11 protein-coding genes are annotated in these 15,698 nt (G+C 70.2%); 10 read left to right on the top strand and 1 reads right to left on the bottom strand.

Going from position 1 to position 15,698, the window contains the following annotated elements; translation table 11 throughout:
• Nucleotides 1–16 precede the first annotated feature (16 nt).
• Nucleotides 17–637, bottom strand: coding sequence for an RNA polymerase sigma factor (locus WMF14_RS32795; RefSeq protein ID WP_012238576.1), 621 nt, complete (start codon nucleotides 635–637; stop codon nucleotides 17–19).
• 533 nt (nucleotides 638–1,170) lie between these two features.
• Between WMF14_RS32795 and WMF14_RS32790 the strand changes: the two genes are divergently transcribed.
• From WMF14_RS32790 to WMF14_RS32745, 10 genes are all read left to right on the top strand, one after another.
• Nucleotides 1,171–2,094: a hypothetical protein gene (locus WMF14_RS32790; protein ID WP_437792664.1), complete on the top strand. Its 924-nt coding sequence runs from the start codon at nucleotides 1,171–1,173 to the stop codon at nucleotides 2,092–2,094.
• A 26-nt stretch (nucleotides 2,095–2,120) separates the two neighbouring features.
• On the top strand, nucleotides 2,121–4,529 hold the full coding sequence (locus tag WMF14_RS32785) for a tetratricopeptide repeat protein (protein WP_437792662.1): 2,409 nt from the start codon (nucleotides 2,121–2,123) through the stop codon (nucleotides 4,527–4,529).
• On the top strand, nucleotides 4,526–8,983 hold the full coding sequence (locus WMF14_RS32780; protein ID WP_437792660.1) for a tetratricopeptide repeat protein: 4,458 nt from the start codon (nucleotides 4,526–4,528) through the stop codon (nucleotides 8,981–8,983). Before WMF14_RS32785 ends, WMF14_RS32780 begins: the two co-directional genes overlap by 4 nt.
• Entirely contained in the window at nucleotides 8,980–10,332 is a 1,353-nt protein-coding gene (locus tag WMF14_RS32775) for a tetratricopeptide repeat protein (RefSeq protein ID WP_437792658.1), read from the top strand. The genes WMF14_RS32780 and WMF14_RS32775 overlap by 4 nt, the downstream gene beginning before the upstream one ends.
• Before the next feature lie 14 nt (nucleotides 10,333–10,346).
• Nucleotides 10,347–10,595: a hypothetical protein gene (locus WMF14_RS32770; protein WP_012238571.1), complete on the top strand. Its 249-nt coding sequence runs from the start codon at nucleotides 10,347–10,349 to the stop codon at nucleotides 10,593–10,595.
• Between the two features lie 9 nt (nucleotides 10,596–10,604).
• A complete protein-coding gene (locus WMF14_RS32765; RefSeq protein WP_437792656.1) occupies nucleotides 10,605–11,207 on the top strand; it encodes a hypothetical protein in 603 nt (200 codons plus the stop codon).
• A 190-nt stretch (nucleotides 11,208–11,397) separates the two neighbouring features.
• On the top strand, nucleotides 11,398–12,846 hold the full coding sequence (locus WMF14_RS32760) for an AgmX/PglI C-terminal domain-containing protein (RefSeq protein WP_272094872.1): 1,449 nt from the start codon (nucleotides 11,398–11,400) through the stop codon (nucleotides 12,844–12,846).
• Nucleotides 12,847–13,055: 209 nt separating this feature from the next.
• Nucleotides 13,056–13,631 carry a hypothetical protein gene (locus tag WMF14_RS32755; RefSeq protein ID WP_272094871.1) on the top strand — a complete coding sequence of 192 codons (576 nt, stop codon included), beginning with the start codon at nucleotides 13,056–13,058 and terminating at the stop codon, nucleotides 13,629–13,631.
• Nucleotides 13,632–13,726: 95 nt separating this feature from the next.
• Complete coding sequence (locus WMF14_RS32750; protein WP_437792653.1) at nucleotides 13,727–15,055, top strand: hypothetical protein; 1,329 nt, start codon at nucleotides 13,727–13,729, stop codon at nucleotides 15,053–15,055.
• Between the two features lie 77 nt (nucleotides 15,056–15,132).
• The gene (locus WMF14_RS32745; protein WP_437792650.1) at nucleotides 15,133–15,648 is read left to right on the top strand and encodes a polysaccharide biosynthesis/export family protein; all 516 of its coding nucleotides are present in this window, start codon (nucleotides 15,133–15,135) and stop codon (nucleotides 15,646–15,648) included.
• The last annotated feature ends 50 nt before the right edge of the window (nucleotides 15,649–15,698 follow it).

The following is a 15,698-nucleotide window of genomic DNA, read 5'->3' as shown; positions in this document are numbered from 1 at the left end:
CAGCTCTTCCGGAGCGCTAGCGCAGCGCCCTCGCGTAATCCTCGTACTCCGAGAGGGCCTCCTGGAGCCGCTCCAGGGCGTAGCGCATCCGGCTCTTCACCGTGTTCTCGGGCACCCCCACGATGTGGGCGATGTCCTTGAAGGGCACGTGCCCGATCTCCCGGAGCAGGAAGACCTCCCGCTGCTCGTGCGGGAGGCCCTCGACCGCGCGGACGATGCGCTGCCCCATCTCGGTCCCGATCGCGACGCGGTCCACCGCGGCCTGGGGCGCCGGGTCCGCGGTCCGCTCGCCGAGCGTCGGGCCGTCGCCGCCCTCCCCGGAGCCCTGGTCGAGCGACGGGTGGCGCCGCAGCGACATCTTGCGCAGGTGATCGATGCAGACGTTGCGCGCGATGGCGAACGCCCAGGTGGTGAACCTGGCCTCGTGCTTGAAGTCGGAGGCGCTCTGCACGATCTTCACGAACACATCCTGCACCAGATCCTCGGCGATCGCAGGCCCGCGGACCTGTCGCAGGATGAAGTTGTAGATGGACGTTTTGTGCCGCCGGACGAGCCCGGCGAACGCCGCGCGGTCGCCGCCCTGGAAGCGCATCATCAGCGCTTCGTCCGTGACCTCCTCTCGAGAAATCGGGACCATCCTAGCTCCCGGAGCGGCCGAGCCTCTGCGGCGCTCCTTCGGCGGCCCGGGCGGCGGAGTGTTCGCGGCGGCGACCGCGGCGTCGGATCGGACGCGCAGCGCGGCTCGAAGATCTGAGAAGCACTCCTTCCCCTGACACAAGCGCACCTTAGCGGATCCGCCCCCGAGCGAGCGAGCCCCCTTCGCCCGCAGCGCCCGAGGCCGGGGAAGGGCAGGGGGACGGGCGTGCGCAGATCTCTGCGCGCGCCGCGCGCCGCCGGCGGGGGAGAGCCGGTCGCGGTCGCGTGACGTTCTCGGGGCAGCGCCCTGCGGACCGGCTGAGGACGCCGCGGCGCCGGCTGCGGGAGGGGCCTCACACGATTTCGGCCGCGCCGCGCTGTCATTGCGCCGTGAGCGACGGGAGCCTGCGCCGGGGGAGGAGGCAGGTGTCCAGGTCGTTGCGCTCGGAAGCCCGCCGCCACTAGACTCCCCGGCACCGGGCGAGAGGTCGCCCCCCTCTGCTGACGAGGGTTCAACCACGAGGTTACCTTTCGATGCGACTTATCAGGATGCTGGCTGTGGGGGTGGGAGCCTCGTTCTTGATGTCGATGCCCGCCTTCGCGCAGGCCCCGGGCGGCGCGACGGGCAAGGCCGCTGCTCCCGCCGCCTCTGTGGCGCCGGGGGCCTCTGCAGCACCGGCTGTCCCCGCAGCGCCCGCGCCTGTCAACGGAGCGCAAGCGGCTCCTGCGCCTGCTTCCGCGACGGTCGCGCCGGCTGCGGGCGCGGCGGCGCCTGCCGCGACGGTCGCCCCCGCTGCGGGCGCCGCGGCGGCGCCCGGCGCGACGCTCGCCCCGGCGGCGCCTCCTGCCGCGACGAGCGCACCGGCTGCAGGCGCGGCCGCCGCTCCGGCGATGGACGGTCCGACCTATGCGGTGCGGCTGCGCGATCTGGAGCAACGCATCGACGAGCTCAAGGAGCAGATCCGACGCAGCCACACGCGGCTCTCGCTCCTCAGCGACACGATCCTCTCCGGCGGCGGCGCCGGCTCGCGCGCCTCGATCCGATTCAACAACGAGCTGTCGTCCGCGTTCCGCGTCACGCGCGTGCTGATCGTCCTGGATGGCGCGGTCCAGTACAACAAGACCGATCAGTCGGGCGCCCTCGCCGAGCAGACCGAGATCCCGATCTTCAACGGCTCCGTTCCGCCGGGAGATCACACGCTCCAGGTGCTCGTGAACCTGCAGGGCAACGGCTACGGGGTGTTCTCCTACCTCCGGGGCTACCGCTTCGAGGTGCGCTCCAGCCATTCCTTCACGGCGGTCGAGGGCAAGACCATCAACCTCCAGGCGGTCGCGTTCGAGAAGGGCGGCGTCACCACCCCGCTCGAAGAGCGGCCAGCCGTCCGCTTCGTCGAGAAGATCGTGAGCGGCCTCTCGGATGCTCCCGGGCAGCCGTCCGCTGCCGCGGGTGGGAAGTAGGTTCGAGCTCGTTAGGACAAGCCACCATGACCTGGGACACCGGATCGCGGGGACTCCCTGCCTTGCTTGGCCTGCTCGTGCTCGGCGCGGCCACGACCGCGGCCCCCGCCGAAGCGTGGGCACTGGACTCCGAGCGCGCCTACACGAGCGCCTCTCAGCAGATCGGCAGCGTCACGTCCGGGCTGGGCGCCATCCAGGCGGCGATCCACAAGTCCCGCGGCGAGCAGCGCACGCCGGCCCAGCGCATCGCTGACGCCCAGCTCCTGATGGGCTCCAGGGATTACGAGCGGGCGGCGAACGTGCTGAACCAGGTGGTCGAGAAGTACCCCGACCATCCGACGGCGTTCCCGGACGCGCTCACGCTGCTCGGAGAGACGTACTTCCGCTCGAAGCAGTACCTCTCGGCCCGCCGGGTCTTTCTGCGGATCGTCGCGAGCAGCGCCGAGCCGCGCTTCGCCGCCTACCAGGCGAAGGCGCTCGGCCGGCTCGTGGACATCTGCCTCCGGATCAAGGACTACGACGCGCTCGACGCCGTCTTCGCGTCGATGAACAGCGTCCCGGCCTCCACGGCGGGGAGCGCCCTCGCGTACGCGCGCGGCAAGGGCCTCTACGTGAAGAAGGACTTCGGCGGCGCGAAGGCCTCGCTCGGCGCGGTCGACCCGCAGAGCGAGTACTTCCACCAGGCGAGGTACCTGCTCGGCCTGATCGCGGTGAAGGAGGCGACGCCCCCGCCCGAGCCGCTCAAGGAGGGCGATGCGCCCCCGGCGGTGCCCAAGACCCGCTACGTCGCCGCGATCGATCTGTTCCAGAAGGTGACGCAGCTCCCGGCCGACACCGCGGAGCACCGGCGCGTCATCGATCTCGCGTGGCTCGCGATCGGGCGGCTCTTCTACGAGGCCGACCAGTGGTCCCAGGCCGTGCAGGCCTACGGCCACATCGACCGCGTCTCGCCCGAGTTCGGGACGATGCTCTACGAGCTCGCGTGGGTGTATGTCCGCCTGGGCGACGTGGATCGCGCCCAGCGATCGCTCGAGATCCTCGCGATCGCCGAGCCGGACAGCCAGAACATCGCGGACGGCTCGCTGCTCCGCGGCGACCTGATGCTGCGCGCGGGCCGCTTCGAGAAGGCGCTGAAGGTGTACGAGGGGGTCCGCGCCACGTACGACCCGATGCGCGCGCGCGTGGACGCCTTCCTCGGCTCGACGAGCGATCCCGCGGTCTACTACGACAAGCTGAGCCAGGAGCAGCTCGAGGCGCTCGACACGACCACCTCGCTCCCGCCGCTGGCGGTGCAGTGGGCGCGCGAGGCCGAGGACGGCCCGGCCGCGTTCGCGGTGATCGACGACATCAACCACTGCCGCGACCTGATCAAGCAGTCGAACGAGCTCATCGAGAAGCTGAACGCCGTGCTCAGCTCGCCCAACCGGGTGCGCGCCTTCCCGGAGCTCAAGGCCGGCGAGGAGAAGGCGCTCGCGCTGCTCAACCGGGTCGCGCTGGCGCGCCTCGCGCTCGGCCAGGGTATGGACGACGTGGAGGACGACTCGCTTTCGGGCGAGATCGGCAGCGCGCGCGCGAGGCGTAGGGCGCTGGAGAAGCGCCTCGCGCGGGTGCCCGTCACGGACGCCGACTTCCAGGATCGCGAGGCGCAGGCGCTCAAGCAGTGGAACACCCAGTCGCAGCGCCTGCAGCAGCTCACGCTGCAGACCGACTCGCTGCAGGCGACGATCAACGGGCTCAGGCGGCTGCTCCGCGAGGGGCCGCACGCCGGGGTCGTCCGGGATCCCGCGAGCATCGCCCGGTTCGAGATCGAGCTCGCGCAGAACGAGCGCGACCTCGCGCTCTACCGCCAGCAGACCGACGTGCTCCGCAAGCAGGTCAGCGCGGGCCGGGTCCAGGTCGGCTTCGGCGACCAGCGCTTCATCGAGGACGCGCAGACGCGCAAGGCCCACCGCGACGCCTTGACCCGCGAGGCGGAGCTGGCCGCGGCGGGCGCCGGCGGCGCGGATCTCGCGGCGTACGCGCAGCGGATCCTGCCGGTGCTCCGCGCCGGCGACGCGGCGGACGCGAAGGTCGAGGCGGCGCTCCGCGACATCGAGGGAGAGGTCGCCCAGAAGTCCTCGGGGCTCCGGCAGATCGTCGGCCGGGAGACGGCGAACGTCGTCCACTACTCGGTGCAGCTCGACGCGCTCGACAGGGAGGCGCGCCTCGTCGTCGGCGAGGTAGCGATGCGAAACTTCGGCCTCGTCCGCGACCGGCTGAAGAACATCATCCTGCGCGCCGACGTCGGCATCACCGAGGAGGCGTGGGAGGTCCGCGAGGAGCAGATGACGCGCGTTCGCAGCCTGCAGGTCGAGCGCGCCCGTGAGGATCGGGTCCTCAAGGAGGAGCTCAACGAGGTCCTCGACGACAGCGGCGATCCGGAGGACGAGAAGTGAGCAAGGAGCGTGGCGGCGCGAGCGCGCCGCAGATCTCTGGCGCGTCGCGAGGAGGAGCAGGGGCGCAGATCCTCGGACCGGCGGGCGCGCGCGGGCCGCTCGGCGGCGTCGTGCGACCGGGGCGCCGTCGCCCGCGCGGCGCGCTCGGGTTTGCCAGCCTTGCGCTGGTGCTGGCGGTCGCGCCGCTCGCGCTCTCCCAGCCGGGCGGCCAGCCAGCGCCGGCGGCGTCTGCCGTTCCCGCGGCCGCGCCGACAACGTCTGCGCCCAGCGCCACGGCTGCGCCGACGACGGCTGCGCCCGGCGCCACGGCTGCACCGACGACGGCCGCGCCCAGCGCCACGGCTGCGCCGACGACGGCCGCGCCCAGCGCCACGACTGCGCCGACGACGGCTGCGCCTGGCGTCACGGCGCCGGCTGCGCCGGCGGTGCAACCCTTCGCGCCGCCGATGTCGGTCGGGCGCAAGCAGGCGCCGCCGCCTCCTCCTCCGACGCCGGCCCAGCTGGCGGCGCTCGCCGCGCTCGAGAAGGAGGCGTCCGCCTACGAGAAGGCGGCGCGCGACTACCGGAGCGCCATCACGCGCATCGTGCAGCACCACTACGAGGACAGGCGCCGCCGCATCCTCTCGTCGCTCGACCGCGAGATCGAGATCGAGAGGAAGGGGCTCCGCGACGCCCGGGAAGAGGCGATCCGCCGGCTCGAGGTGTTCGTCGAGCGCTACAGCGGCCCCAACGCCCACCCCGAGAACACGCCCGACGCGATGTTCCGCCTGGCCGCGCTCTACGAGGAGCGCGCGCGCACCGACAACGACGCGAGCGAGGATCTCAGCGTCGCGCTGCTCCCGGCCATCGCGCTCTACAAGCGCGTCATCCGCGAGTTCCCCCAGTACCGTGAGCTCGCCGGGATCTATTACTACCTCGGCCATGCGCTGAACGATTCGGTCCGGTTCCCCGAGGCGCAGCAGGTGTGGCGCTCGCTCGTGTGCCACAACAAGTATCCCTATCCCGTCGAGACCGACCCGAAGGATCCGACGCGCGACATCGTCGGCAAGCTCCCGCAGGACCACGACAACGATTACTGGACCGGCTGGGAGGCGCGCCACCCGACGCCCATCGGGTCCACGCCGGGCGGTCGGGCGCTCCAGGCGCGCAAGGGCGCGCGGGGGCGGGCGCCCGTCACCGAGGACGAGACGGCGTACGTCGATCCGTATACGGACGATTGCCAGCCGATCCCGCAGAAGACGGCGCTCGGCGCGGAGCCCCGCTACGTCGCCGAGGTCTGGTGGCAGATCGGCGACTACCATTTCAACGAGATCGACCGCGCCGGCGGCCCGTTCAACTACAACAGGGCGGAGTCGGCGTACCGGCAGTCCATCAAGTACAAGAAGCCCCCTGTCCACGGCGTCGCGATGTACAAGCTCGCCTGGACGTACTTCAAGCAGCAGCGATACGAGACCTCGGTACGCCAGTTCATCGAGCTGCTCCGCTACACCGACGAACAGGAGAAGCTGACGGGCGATCCTGGCGCGGATTTCCGCGCCGAGGCGTACACCTACATCGCTGGCTCGCTCACGTACCTCGACTTCGTCGGCCCCGGACCGGACGAGCCCTACGTCCCGCGGAACGACGTCCTCGACGTCGAGACCGACCCGCGCATGGCCGAGCAGAAGATGCGGATCGCCATCGATCGCGTCCAGGATCCCAAGCTGATCCCGCAGGATCAGAAGTGGACGGTCGAGATCTACAAGGCGCTCGCGCTGGAGTTCAAGGAGCTCAATCAGTATCGGAACACGATCGAGGTGAGCGAGATCCTCCTCAAGAAGTGGCCGATGCACCGCGACGCGCCCGTCGTCCAGAACCAGATCGCGGACATCTACGACACGCTTACCTCGCAGTCGCGCGAGGGGACGGCGGAGCGGGCGATGAACTCGGCGAAGGCGCTCGAGGCGCGCACGAAGCTCGCCCAGTACGTCGGGACGACCCCGTGGGTCGAGGCGAACAAGGACGATCCCGAGGCGATCCAGACCGCCGAGCGGCTCGTGCGCGGCGGGCTGCGCCGGGCCGCCGCCGATCACACCAACGCCGGCAGCGCGCTCGTGCAGCAGGCGCTGACGGTCGGCGACAAGGAGACGCGCGACCCGATCTTCGAGCGGGCGCTCGGCGAGTACCGCCTCGCCGCGCAGGGCTGGGCCGGCTACCTGGCCCAGGACGAGAACGCCCCGGACGCGTACGAGAGCCGGTACTGGCTCGCCGACGCGCACCACATGGTCGTGGTCATCACGGTGGCGATGGATCGCTCGCCCGCGACGCACGAGATCGAGCAGGCGAGGAGCTCGGCGGTCGGCGTGCGGGACTCCAACGAGGACGACAAGTACCTGCAGCCCGCTGCGTACATGGTCGTCGACACCGCCCACCAGGCGCTCCTGGATCGACACAAGCTCTTCCAGCGGACGAGCGGCGCCGAGGGGATCGAGCCGCGCGAGAAGGTCAAGATCGTCGGCGAGGGCGATCAGCAGCGCGTGGTCGCCGAGCCGCTGCCCCCGCAGGTCCAGGCGGCCGTCACCGCGCGGGACGAGTACATCCAGCGCGTCCCTCCCGCGCTCGACGCCCCGAAGAACCTCGACCTCTACGCGTTCCAGGCGGCCGACTACTACTTCCTCTACGGCCAGTTCGCCGAGGCGCGCAAGCGGATGGAACCCATCTACGAAGCGCAGTGCGGCAAGACCGAGTTCGGCTACAAGGCGTGGGAGCGGCTCACGACGATGTCGAACCTCGAGAACAACGTCGAGCAGAGCCGCAAGCTCGCCGAGGCGGCGCTCACGCGGAGCTGCGCCGTCAGCGAGGAGCAGAAGCTGAAGGAGGGCGACATCGCCCGGCCGACGATCTCTCGCGGCTATTACATCGACGCGGCCCGGGCCTTCGAGAAGGCCGAGAAGATGCCGGACGGCCCCGCGCGCGTCGCCGCCTGGCGCGAGGCCGCGGCGCTCTACAAGGTCGCGCTCGAGAAGGCGCCGGCCCGCGACGAGGCGCCGGAGGCGGCCATGAACGGCGCTTACTGCTACAAGCAGGTGGGCGACTACGACCAGGCCATCGAGATGTACTCCCTGTTCATCAAGGAGTACGGCAGCGAGGAGAACCTCTCGAAGCTCGAGAAGGGCGATCCGGGCGCGAACCCTCCGAAGAACCCCGATCCGAAGCGCTACGCCGAGCGGGTGAAGTACCTGAAGCAGGCCTACGACGCGCTCTCCGCCGCGTACGTCCTCTTCTTCAACTACCGCAGCGCGGCCGAGACCTACGACACCATCGCTCGCAACGGTCGGTTCGAGCAGGCGGCGCGCCGGGACGCCGCCAGGAACTCGGTGCTGCTCTACGCGAACATCGGGGAGCGCGACAAGATGACCGCCTCGCGCGCCACGTTCATGAGCCTGAACCCGCCCCCCGAGCAGAAGGCCGACATCGACTTCCTCGTCGCCTCGGCGGATCTGAAGGCCTGGGACGAGCGGGGGGCCGACGAGGGGCCGAACCGCGCCGCGCGGACCAAGGCCACGCAGTCGATGGAGGCGTACTACGCGGCCAACAAGAACAACCCGGCCGCGAGCGGGTATGTCGTCCAGGCCGCGTACCACGCGTCCAAGATGCGCGCCGCCGGCGGCGATCCGAAGGCCCGGGACTGGTGCAAGAACACCATGACGGCGTTCACGTCCTTCCGGAATTCAGCGACCGGCGACAAGGTGAAGGCCCTCGGCTCGGTGCAGGCCGATATGGCGGCGGAGTGCGCCTACAAGGCCATCGACGATCGCATCAAGGCCGAGTTCGACTACGACACCGGCCACCACCGCTACGAGGGCGTCATCGACCAGGTGAAGCGGGCCTTCGAGGCGGACATCACGAAGGCCAACGACAGGTACTGGAAGGAGCTCCAGGAGGTCATCACTGCCTATGAGTCCCGGCCGTGGTCGGTGGCCGCGCGGGCGCGTCAGGGCTCGCTCTACGACTCCTGCCGCACCGGCCTCTACAACGCCCGCCCGCCGGGGCTGAGGCTCTACACGGACAAGGAAGAGAAGCTGCTCAAGCTCGCCGAGACGAGCGATCGCGAGGATCTCCAGGAGACGGCCGACGCGCTCCGGCAGAACCGGCGCGAGCAGTGGCGCGCGGCGCGCGAGCGGCTCCTCAACGACGCCGACAAGGCCATGGTCAAGTTCTACGTCGAGTCCGTCGTCTGGGCGAAGGCGTGGAAGGTCCGGAATCCGGCGGTCGACCTCGCGATCCAGCGGCTCGCGTTCTTCACGGACATCCTCGGCGACGCCAAGCTCCGCGAGTGGAGCCAGGGGGTCATCGATCCCGAGACGAAGCGCCCGTTCGAGTACAAGGATGGCCTCTTCCTCCGGACGCGGCCCGGCATGACTCCGCCGCTCGCGCCCGACGGCCTCCCCCTGCCCCTGCCGGTCGTCCCATGATGCGCCGCCTCCCCGTCACCCTCTTCGCCAGCCTGCTCGCGGTCACCTCGCCGTTCGCCCTCGCGTCCTGCGGCGAGGAGGCGACGCCGCCGCCGAAGGCGCCCACGGTTCCAGCGGGGCCCGCCGCGACCGCGCCCGTCCAGACGCCGTACGGCATGAACGACACGCCGAGCTCGGCGCGCCCCTACGATCTGCCCGCCCAGACGGCTGCGCCGGCCATGAACGCCCGGGCGGCGGCGTTCTATCAAAGCGGCCTGCAGGCGTTCGCGACCGGCGATCTCGTCAACGCGAGGGCCCAGTTCGGGCAGGCGACGCAGGCCGATCCGCGCGCGCACCAGGCCTACTATTCGCTCGGCGTGGTGCAGGAGCGGCTCCGCGACGCGGGCGCCGGCGCGAGCTACCGCCAGGCCTTCACGCTCGTGCCGGACTACGAGCCCGCCATCGTCGCGTACGCGATGCTCCTCGCCAGGAAGAGCCAGCTCGGCGAGGCCGAGCGGCTCCTGAACGAGAAGCGCGGCCAGATGCCGAAGTCGGCGGCCGTCGCGGCGACGCTCGCGGAGATCAAGTCGCTCCAGCGGGATACCGGCTCTGCCCAGCGGATCGCGCAGGAGGCGCTGAAGATCAACCCCGACTACCGGCCGGCGATGGTGATCATCGCCCGCGATCACTACAGGAACCGGCGCCTCGATCTCGCGCTGTACGCGCTCCAGGCGATCCTGGACGGGTTCGAGCCGGTCAGCGAGAACCCGCCGCGCGACAGGGACAACGCCGAGGCGCTGCTGCTCCGCGGCCTGATTTACCGGGAGCAGGGGCAGCGCGCCGCGGCGCTGGAGGAGTTCCGCAAGGCGGTGACGCGCCGCCCCGATCTCGTCGAGGCGCGGGTGCAGCTCGCGACCTACCTGCTCGAGGCGGGCAACGCCCAGGAGGCGCTGCCGCTCCTCGAGGGCGCCGTTCGCTTCGATTCCGAGCACGTCGCCGCGCACCTCAACCTCGGGGACGCTTACCGCTTGCTCGAGCGCTACGCCGACGCGAAGCGCGAGTTCGACTGGGTGCTCGCCCGCGACCCGAACCTGGCTCAGGTCCACTACGACCTCGGCCTGCTCTACCTGTTCGCCCCCGCCGTCCCCGGCATGACGCCGAAGCAGCAGGTGGCGGAGGCGATCAAATCGCTGACGAGGTTCCAGGAGCTGCGCAACAAGGGCCAGCGCGACGACTCGGAGGAGCTCCTGAACCGCGCCAAGCTCAAGGAAGGGGAGCTCAACGCGGCTGCCGCCGCGGCTCAGCCCGCGGCTCCTCCTCCTGCCGCCGCGCCGGATGGAGGCGTCGCCGACGCCGCGACCGACACGTGAGGGAGACCATGAGCATGTACAAGGCACTTGCGCTGGGTTCGGTCCTGCTCGCGATCCTCGGCCACGGCGCGCCGGCGAGCGCGCAGGAGAAGGGCAAGCAGCGCGGGGTCATCACGCTCGCGGAGGTGACGATCACGGGCCGCATCCAGAAGCCGATCGCGGCCGTCGACGTCAGCCGGATCCAGCCGAAGCTCACGCTCGCCGAGCTGCGTCAGCCGTTCCTGGACCGCATCGAGCAGGCGATCTTCAAGGAGCCGTTCTAGGCGGGGGGCGTGTCCGCCGTCGCCGTGCTCTTGAGCGCGCTGTCGATCGCGTCGAGCGCCGCCTGCGCCGCGATCTCGTGGAAGCACCCTGCGCAGGTCGCGCGCGTGACCGGCGGCGACCTGATGTCGCTCGCGCGCTCGCTCCGCGCGCTGCCCGGCGAGGCGCGGCTGGCGGAGCTCGCGAGGCGGTCGCCGCCGGAGAGCTGGGAGCGCCGCCTGGCGCTCGAGGTCATGGCCGCCGCCGACCCGCGCGCGAAGATCGCGGCGGCGAACGAGCTCCTCGCCGAGGTCGAGCAGCGGCTCGACGCCGGCGCGGGGTGGCCGCGCGCGGCGGCGCGCCTGTCGGCGCTCGCCGCGCTGCTCCTGGCCACGCTCTCGTACCTCGCGCAGGCCGGGCCCTCGGTCATCGCGCTCGTCCTGGGCGCGGGGGGCGCCGGCGCGATCGCGTCCGCGGCCGCTGGGCGCGCCGGCCGCGCCGCCGCCGCGCGAGGACGCGAGGCGATCGACGCGCTCGTACGGGTCGCCCTGGAACCACTCGATGGCGTCGATGGCGTCGGGGGCCCTGGGGCCCCTTCCGGAACCCCTCGACGCTCTCGCCGGGCGCCCAGGTGAGCGCGGCGCGCTCTCCTGGACCGCCCCGAGATGTCCGTGTACCCTCGCAAATTATGGTGCCCTCCGCTGCGCGGCGCGTCGCTCGCGGATCCGGGCCCGGGGCCTGCCGGGCCCCGGAGCGCGGCTCCGCCAGCGGCGCGCGATCGCGATCGGCGCCCGCTTCGTCCCCCCTCTCCCGGAGCCCTTTGGAATGACCCAGCAGCACCCGCAACCCACCCCGTCGCGCCCCGGGCAGCCCGGGCAGATGACCGCGGTCATGCGGGCGGTCGCACCGGTGACCGGCCCGAAGGTCCTCAGGATCGGCCTGGTTCAGGGGGGAAAGGTGATCGAGGAGCGCGTCATCAAGCAGCGCACCCACGTCACCATCGGCCCCAGCGAAAAGAGCATGTTCGTCATCCCGAGCAAGAACATCCCGCCGAATTTCCGGGTGTTCGAGCTCGTGGGGGGCGAGTACTTCCTCAACTTCCTGGACGGGATGACCGGTCGGGTCGCCTTCAAGGCCGGCGTCTCCGAGCTCTCCGCGCTCAAGTCATCCGCCAAGCGTGTGGCGGTCGGCAATGTCCAGGCCTACCAGGTCCAGCTCACCGAGGAGGCGCGCGGCAAGCTCGTCGTGGGGGAGACGACGTTCCTCTTCCAGTTCGTCGCGCCGCCGCCGGTGCAGCCCAAGCCGCAGCTGCCCGTCTCGGTGAGGTCGGGGATCGCGAACGACATCGACTGGACGACCACGATCATCGCCGCGTTCTCGTTCCTGTTCCACTTCGGCGCCGTGGGGTCGATCTACTCGGACTGGATGGACCCGGTGGTCGACGATGAGCTCGACGTCGCGCAGCTGCTCGAGTCCGTGAAGCAGCTGCCCCCGCCGCCGGTGGAGCTGCCGCCGAAGGAGGACGCCGAGACGCCGGCCGCGACGGCGGCGCCTGCTGCCGAAGCGCCGAAGGCCGCCGGCGGAGGGAACAAGGGCGCGGCGGCTGCCAGCCCGGGGAAGGGCTCTGGCGGGATGAACGACGCCCGCGCGTCGGCGCTCACCAACGAGCTCGCGCAGCTCGACATGCAGATGCTGGGCGCGCTCAACTCGAGCGGGAACGCGACCGCCAGCGTCCTGAGCTCGGGCGACGTGCCCACCGGCTTGCTCGAAAACGCGGCCGCCTCAGGGGCCGGCGTCGGCAAGGGCGGTGTGGCGGGATTGAACATGGGCGGCGCCGGGGGTGGCACTGTGCGACCTGGCGCGGCCGGCGGTGGTGGCCTCGCCACGATTGGCAACACCGGTACCAGCGGCCCTGCGACGGCCGGCTCGGCACAGACGGTCAAGGGGCCGGTCGGCAACGCCCAGGTGGGCGGCGCTGCGGTCTCCGGCGGGAGCGTCTCGAACGCGCCCTCCGTCGTGGCCGGGATGACCGCCGGCTTCCGTCGTTGCTACAACAAAGGTCTTCAAGAGGACCCGAGCATGAAGGGCTCGGTCCGGATCACCGCGAAGATCGGCCCCAACGGCGAGGTGCTCTCGGCGACCCCCTCCGGCGGCGGCGGGCTGTCCGGTACGGTGGTCTCGTGCGTCGTCGCGCGCGTCCAGAGCGCGCAGTTCGCGCCGCCCGAGGGCGGCGGCGCGACGGTTGTGATTCCTGTCACTTTCGTGAGCCAATAGCCCCCGATGCTTCCCGGATCCGTGGACAAGACGCAATCCTCTCTCCTCGCTTGAACGTGAATGGCGTGGTGATGTCGCGCATCGGAACGGGGAGAGCGCCGTACGGGTGCTCCCGACGGACGCGCGCTGCTGCTCGGCATGTTCATTGCGTTTTGACAATTACGTCTGCCCGCACCTATACTGCGCGGGTCTGACTTCCGGAGGCTTCGATGAAGCGTGAACAGATCCCTGGCTTCGCCGCAGTGGCGCTGATCTCGGTCGTGATCGGCCACGGGATCGCCGCTGCGCAGGCGCAGACGGCGCCTCCGCCGGACGCCTCCGCCGGCCTCGCGCGGCAGGTGACGCTCTCGCCTGCGGAGCAGCTCGCGCAGAGCGAGACCTACCTCGCCCGGATGGACGGCGCCCGCACGTCGGTTCGTCGCCAGCTGGAGACGGCCCGGTCGCAGCGCGACGTCGTGAAGACGCTCTGTCTTGACGACAAGCTGAATCAGATCGATGTCGCCATCCGCTCCGCCCGCGAGCGGCGGCAGGGCCTGGAGCTCGCCGTGAATCGGCGTGACGTCGATCTCTCCAACCATGAGTTCACGATCCTGACGGTGCTGCGACAGCGGACCGAGCAACTGACGGCTGAGGCCAACCAGTGCATCGGACAGGAAGCAGGCTTTATCGGCGATAGCGCCGTGACGGCCACGATCGATCCGAACCTCCCCAAGGACGATCCTTCCGAGTATCCCGTCAGCCAGATCATCATCGAGCCGCCTGCGTGCAGTAGCTGTTTTCGGTAGGCGACCGCCTCTCTCGGATTGCCACTGCCCAATAGGCGATGAAACTTCGTGAAACCATAGCCGCTGCTGCAGTCACACTCACTCTGTCCCCGGCGTTGGCCCTGGCGCAGGATCAGCCGTGGCTCAAGGATCGGCGCTACACCGAGGGCATCGGGATACGCACCGGCGATCTCGAGCTGCATCCCGGGGTGGCTGCGGAGTTCGGCTATGACTCCAACTTCTTCCGCCGAGACGAGAAAGACGACGCTCGGCTGGGTGATATCGGGCCTGTCGGCTCCTTGCGGCTCCGGATCACACCGTCGTTTTCGCTCTCGACGCTGAGCCAGCAGCGCCAGGAGGTGACGCCCGACGCGCCGCCGCCAGACGTCGAGTTTCGCGCCGGCATCGCCGCGACCTATGAAGAGTTCTTCCCGGTATCCGGCAACGAGGTAGGGCGGGAGCGGCTGAGCGATCAGCGGAACGTCGGCGGCCTGCTCGACGCCAAGCTGACGATCCTGCCCCGTCGCCCCTGGTCCGGGATCCTCGATGCGTCGCTCGGTCGGACCATCGCCTCTTCGGATCTCGGGATCTCCAACCAGAGCTTTCGGCGCCTCCACGCCGACGCGGGGGCGGAGCTGGTGTGGACGCCGGGCGGCGGGCTGCTCGACTGGCGGCTAGGCTATCGCTTCCTGGGCACGTTCTTCGAGGTCGATGAGTTCGACAGCCTGACGAACCTGCACCACACGATCCGGACGCGGGGTCGCTGGCGCTTTTTGCCCCGCACCGCGCTCATCTACGATGCGTCGCTCGGGTTCGTGAATTACCCGAATCCGGCTGCGCAGCTCTCGTCTCATCCCCTGCGCGCGCAGCTCGGCATCAACGGCCTCGTGACGTCGTCATTTGGCCTCCTCGCGATGGCGGGCTGGGGCGCGAGCTTCTACACGTCAGACAGCCAGGCCGAGGTGCACGACTTCGACAGCGTCATCGGTCAGCTCGAGCTGAAGTGGTACCTGACGCCGAACCCGTCGGCCGATCCCGAGGCGGCGACGCTCGCGCTGTCGTCGCTGTCGGCCGGCTTCACGCGCGATTTCCACGACAGCTATCTCGCGAGCTACTACGAGCGCGATCGCGGTTACCTCAAGCTGACCTACTTCTTCGGCGGGCGCTTTCTGCTGATCGCCGACGGCGGCGTGGCGGCCCATGTGTATCCCGCGATTCCGGGGAACGGGGCAAACTCCACGTCTGCGGATGCCTGGACCGACGTCCGCGTCGACGCGTCTCTCTTCGGCGAGTACCGGATAGGGGACTCGCTGGGGATCAACTCGACGCTGCGTTACGGCAACAACATCAGCAGCACGTCTCTGCTGGCTCCCGGCGAGGCGACGCCAAACTACCTCGGATGGCAGCAGTTCGAAGCCTACCTGGGCGTGCGCTGGTTCATGTGATGCGGCGCCCTGGTCGGTGGACCGCCGCCGTGCTCGCGCTGGCCCTCGCTGCGTGCTCAGCGCGAAAGCCCCAGCCAGTGAACCTGCCTTCGCCGGTGGAGGCGACGACCATCGGGGTCGGCGACGTGTTCGACCTCCGCATCGTCGGAGAAGACAAGCTCCCCTCGACGTTCACCGTCGCGCCGGATGGCACCGTCGACTTCCCCTATGTGAAGCGGCTCAAGGTGTCGGGCCTCGAGCCTCAGGAAGTCGCGGAGCTCGTGCGGGCGAAGCTCATGGAGGGGCAGATCCTCACCGATCCCAGCGTGAGCGTGAGCATCAAAGAGTACAACTCGAAGCGGGTCGAGGTGCTCGGCGAGGTGCAGAAACCCGGATCGCTGCCGCTCCAACCCGGCATGACGCTGCTCCGCGCCATCTCGATGGCGGGAGGGTTCAACAGCATCGCGGACAAGGATCGGGTCACGATCCGCAGGAAGTCTCAGGGCAAGACCGTGTTTGCCACCGTCTCGGTCGAGGACATCATCGACAACAAGATCCCCGATGTGCCGCTCCAGGCAGGGGACTCGATCCACATCGCCCAGCGCGTCTTCTGAGCGCCGAGGCGCCGTCTGCCACCTCCCGACCGAGGTGGCGCGGGCGCTGT

It is taken from the genome of Sorangium sp. So ce693 (assembly GCF_051521375.1).
In the GTDB taxonomy this organism is placed as follows: Bacteria; Myxococcota_A; Polyangia; order Polyangiales; family Polyangiaceae; genus Sorangium; species Sorangium atrum.
Note: the sequence above shows the minus strand (reverse complement) of the source record. Positions and strands in the feature narration are given on the sequence as shown.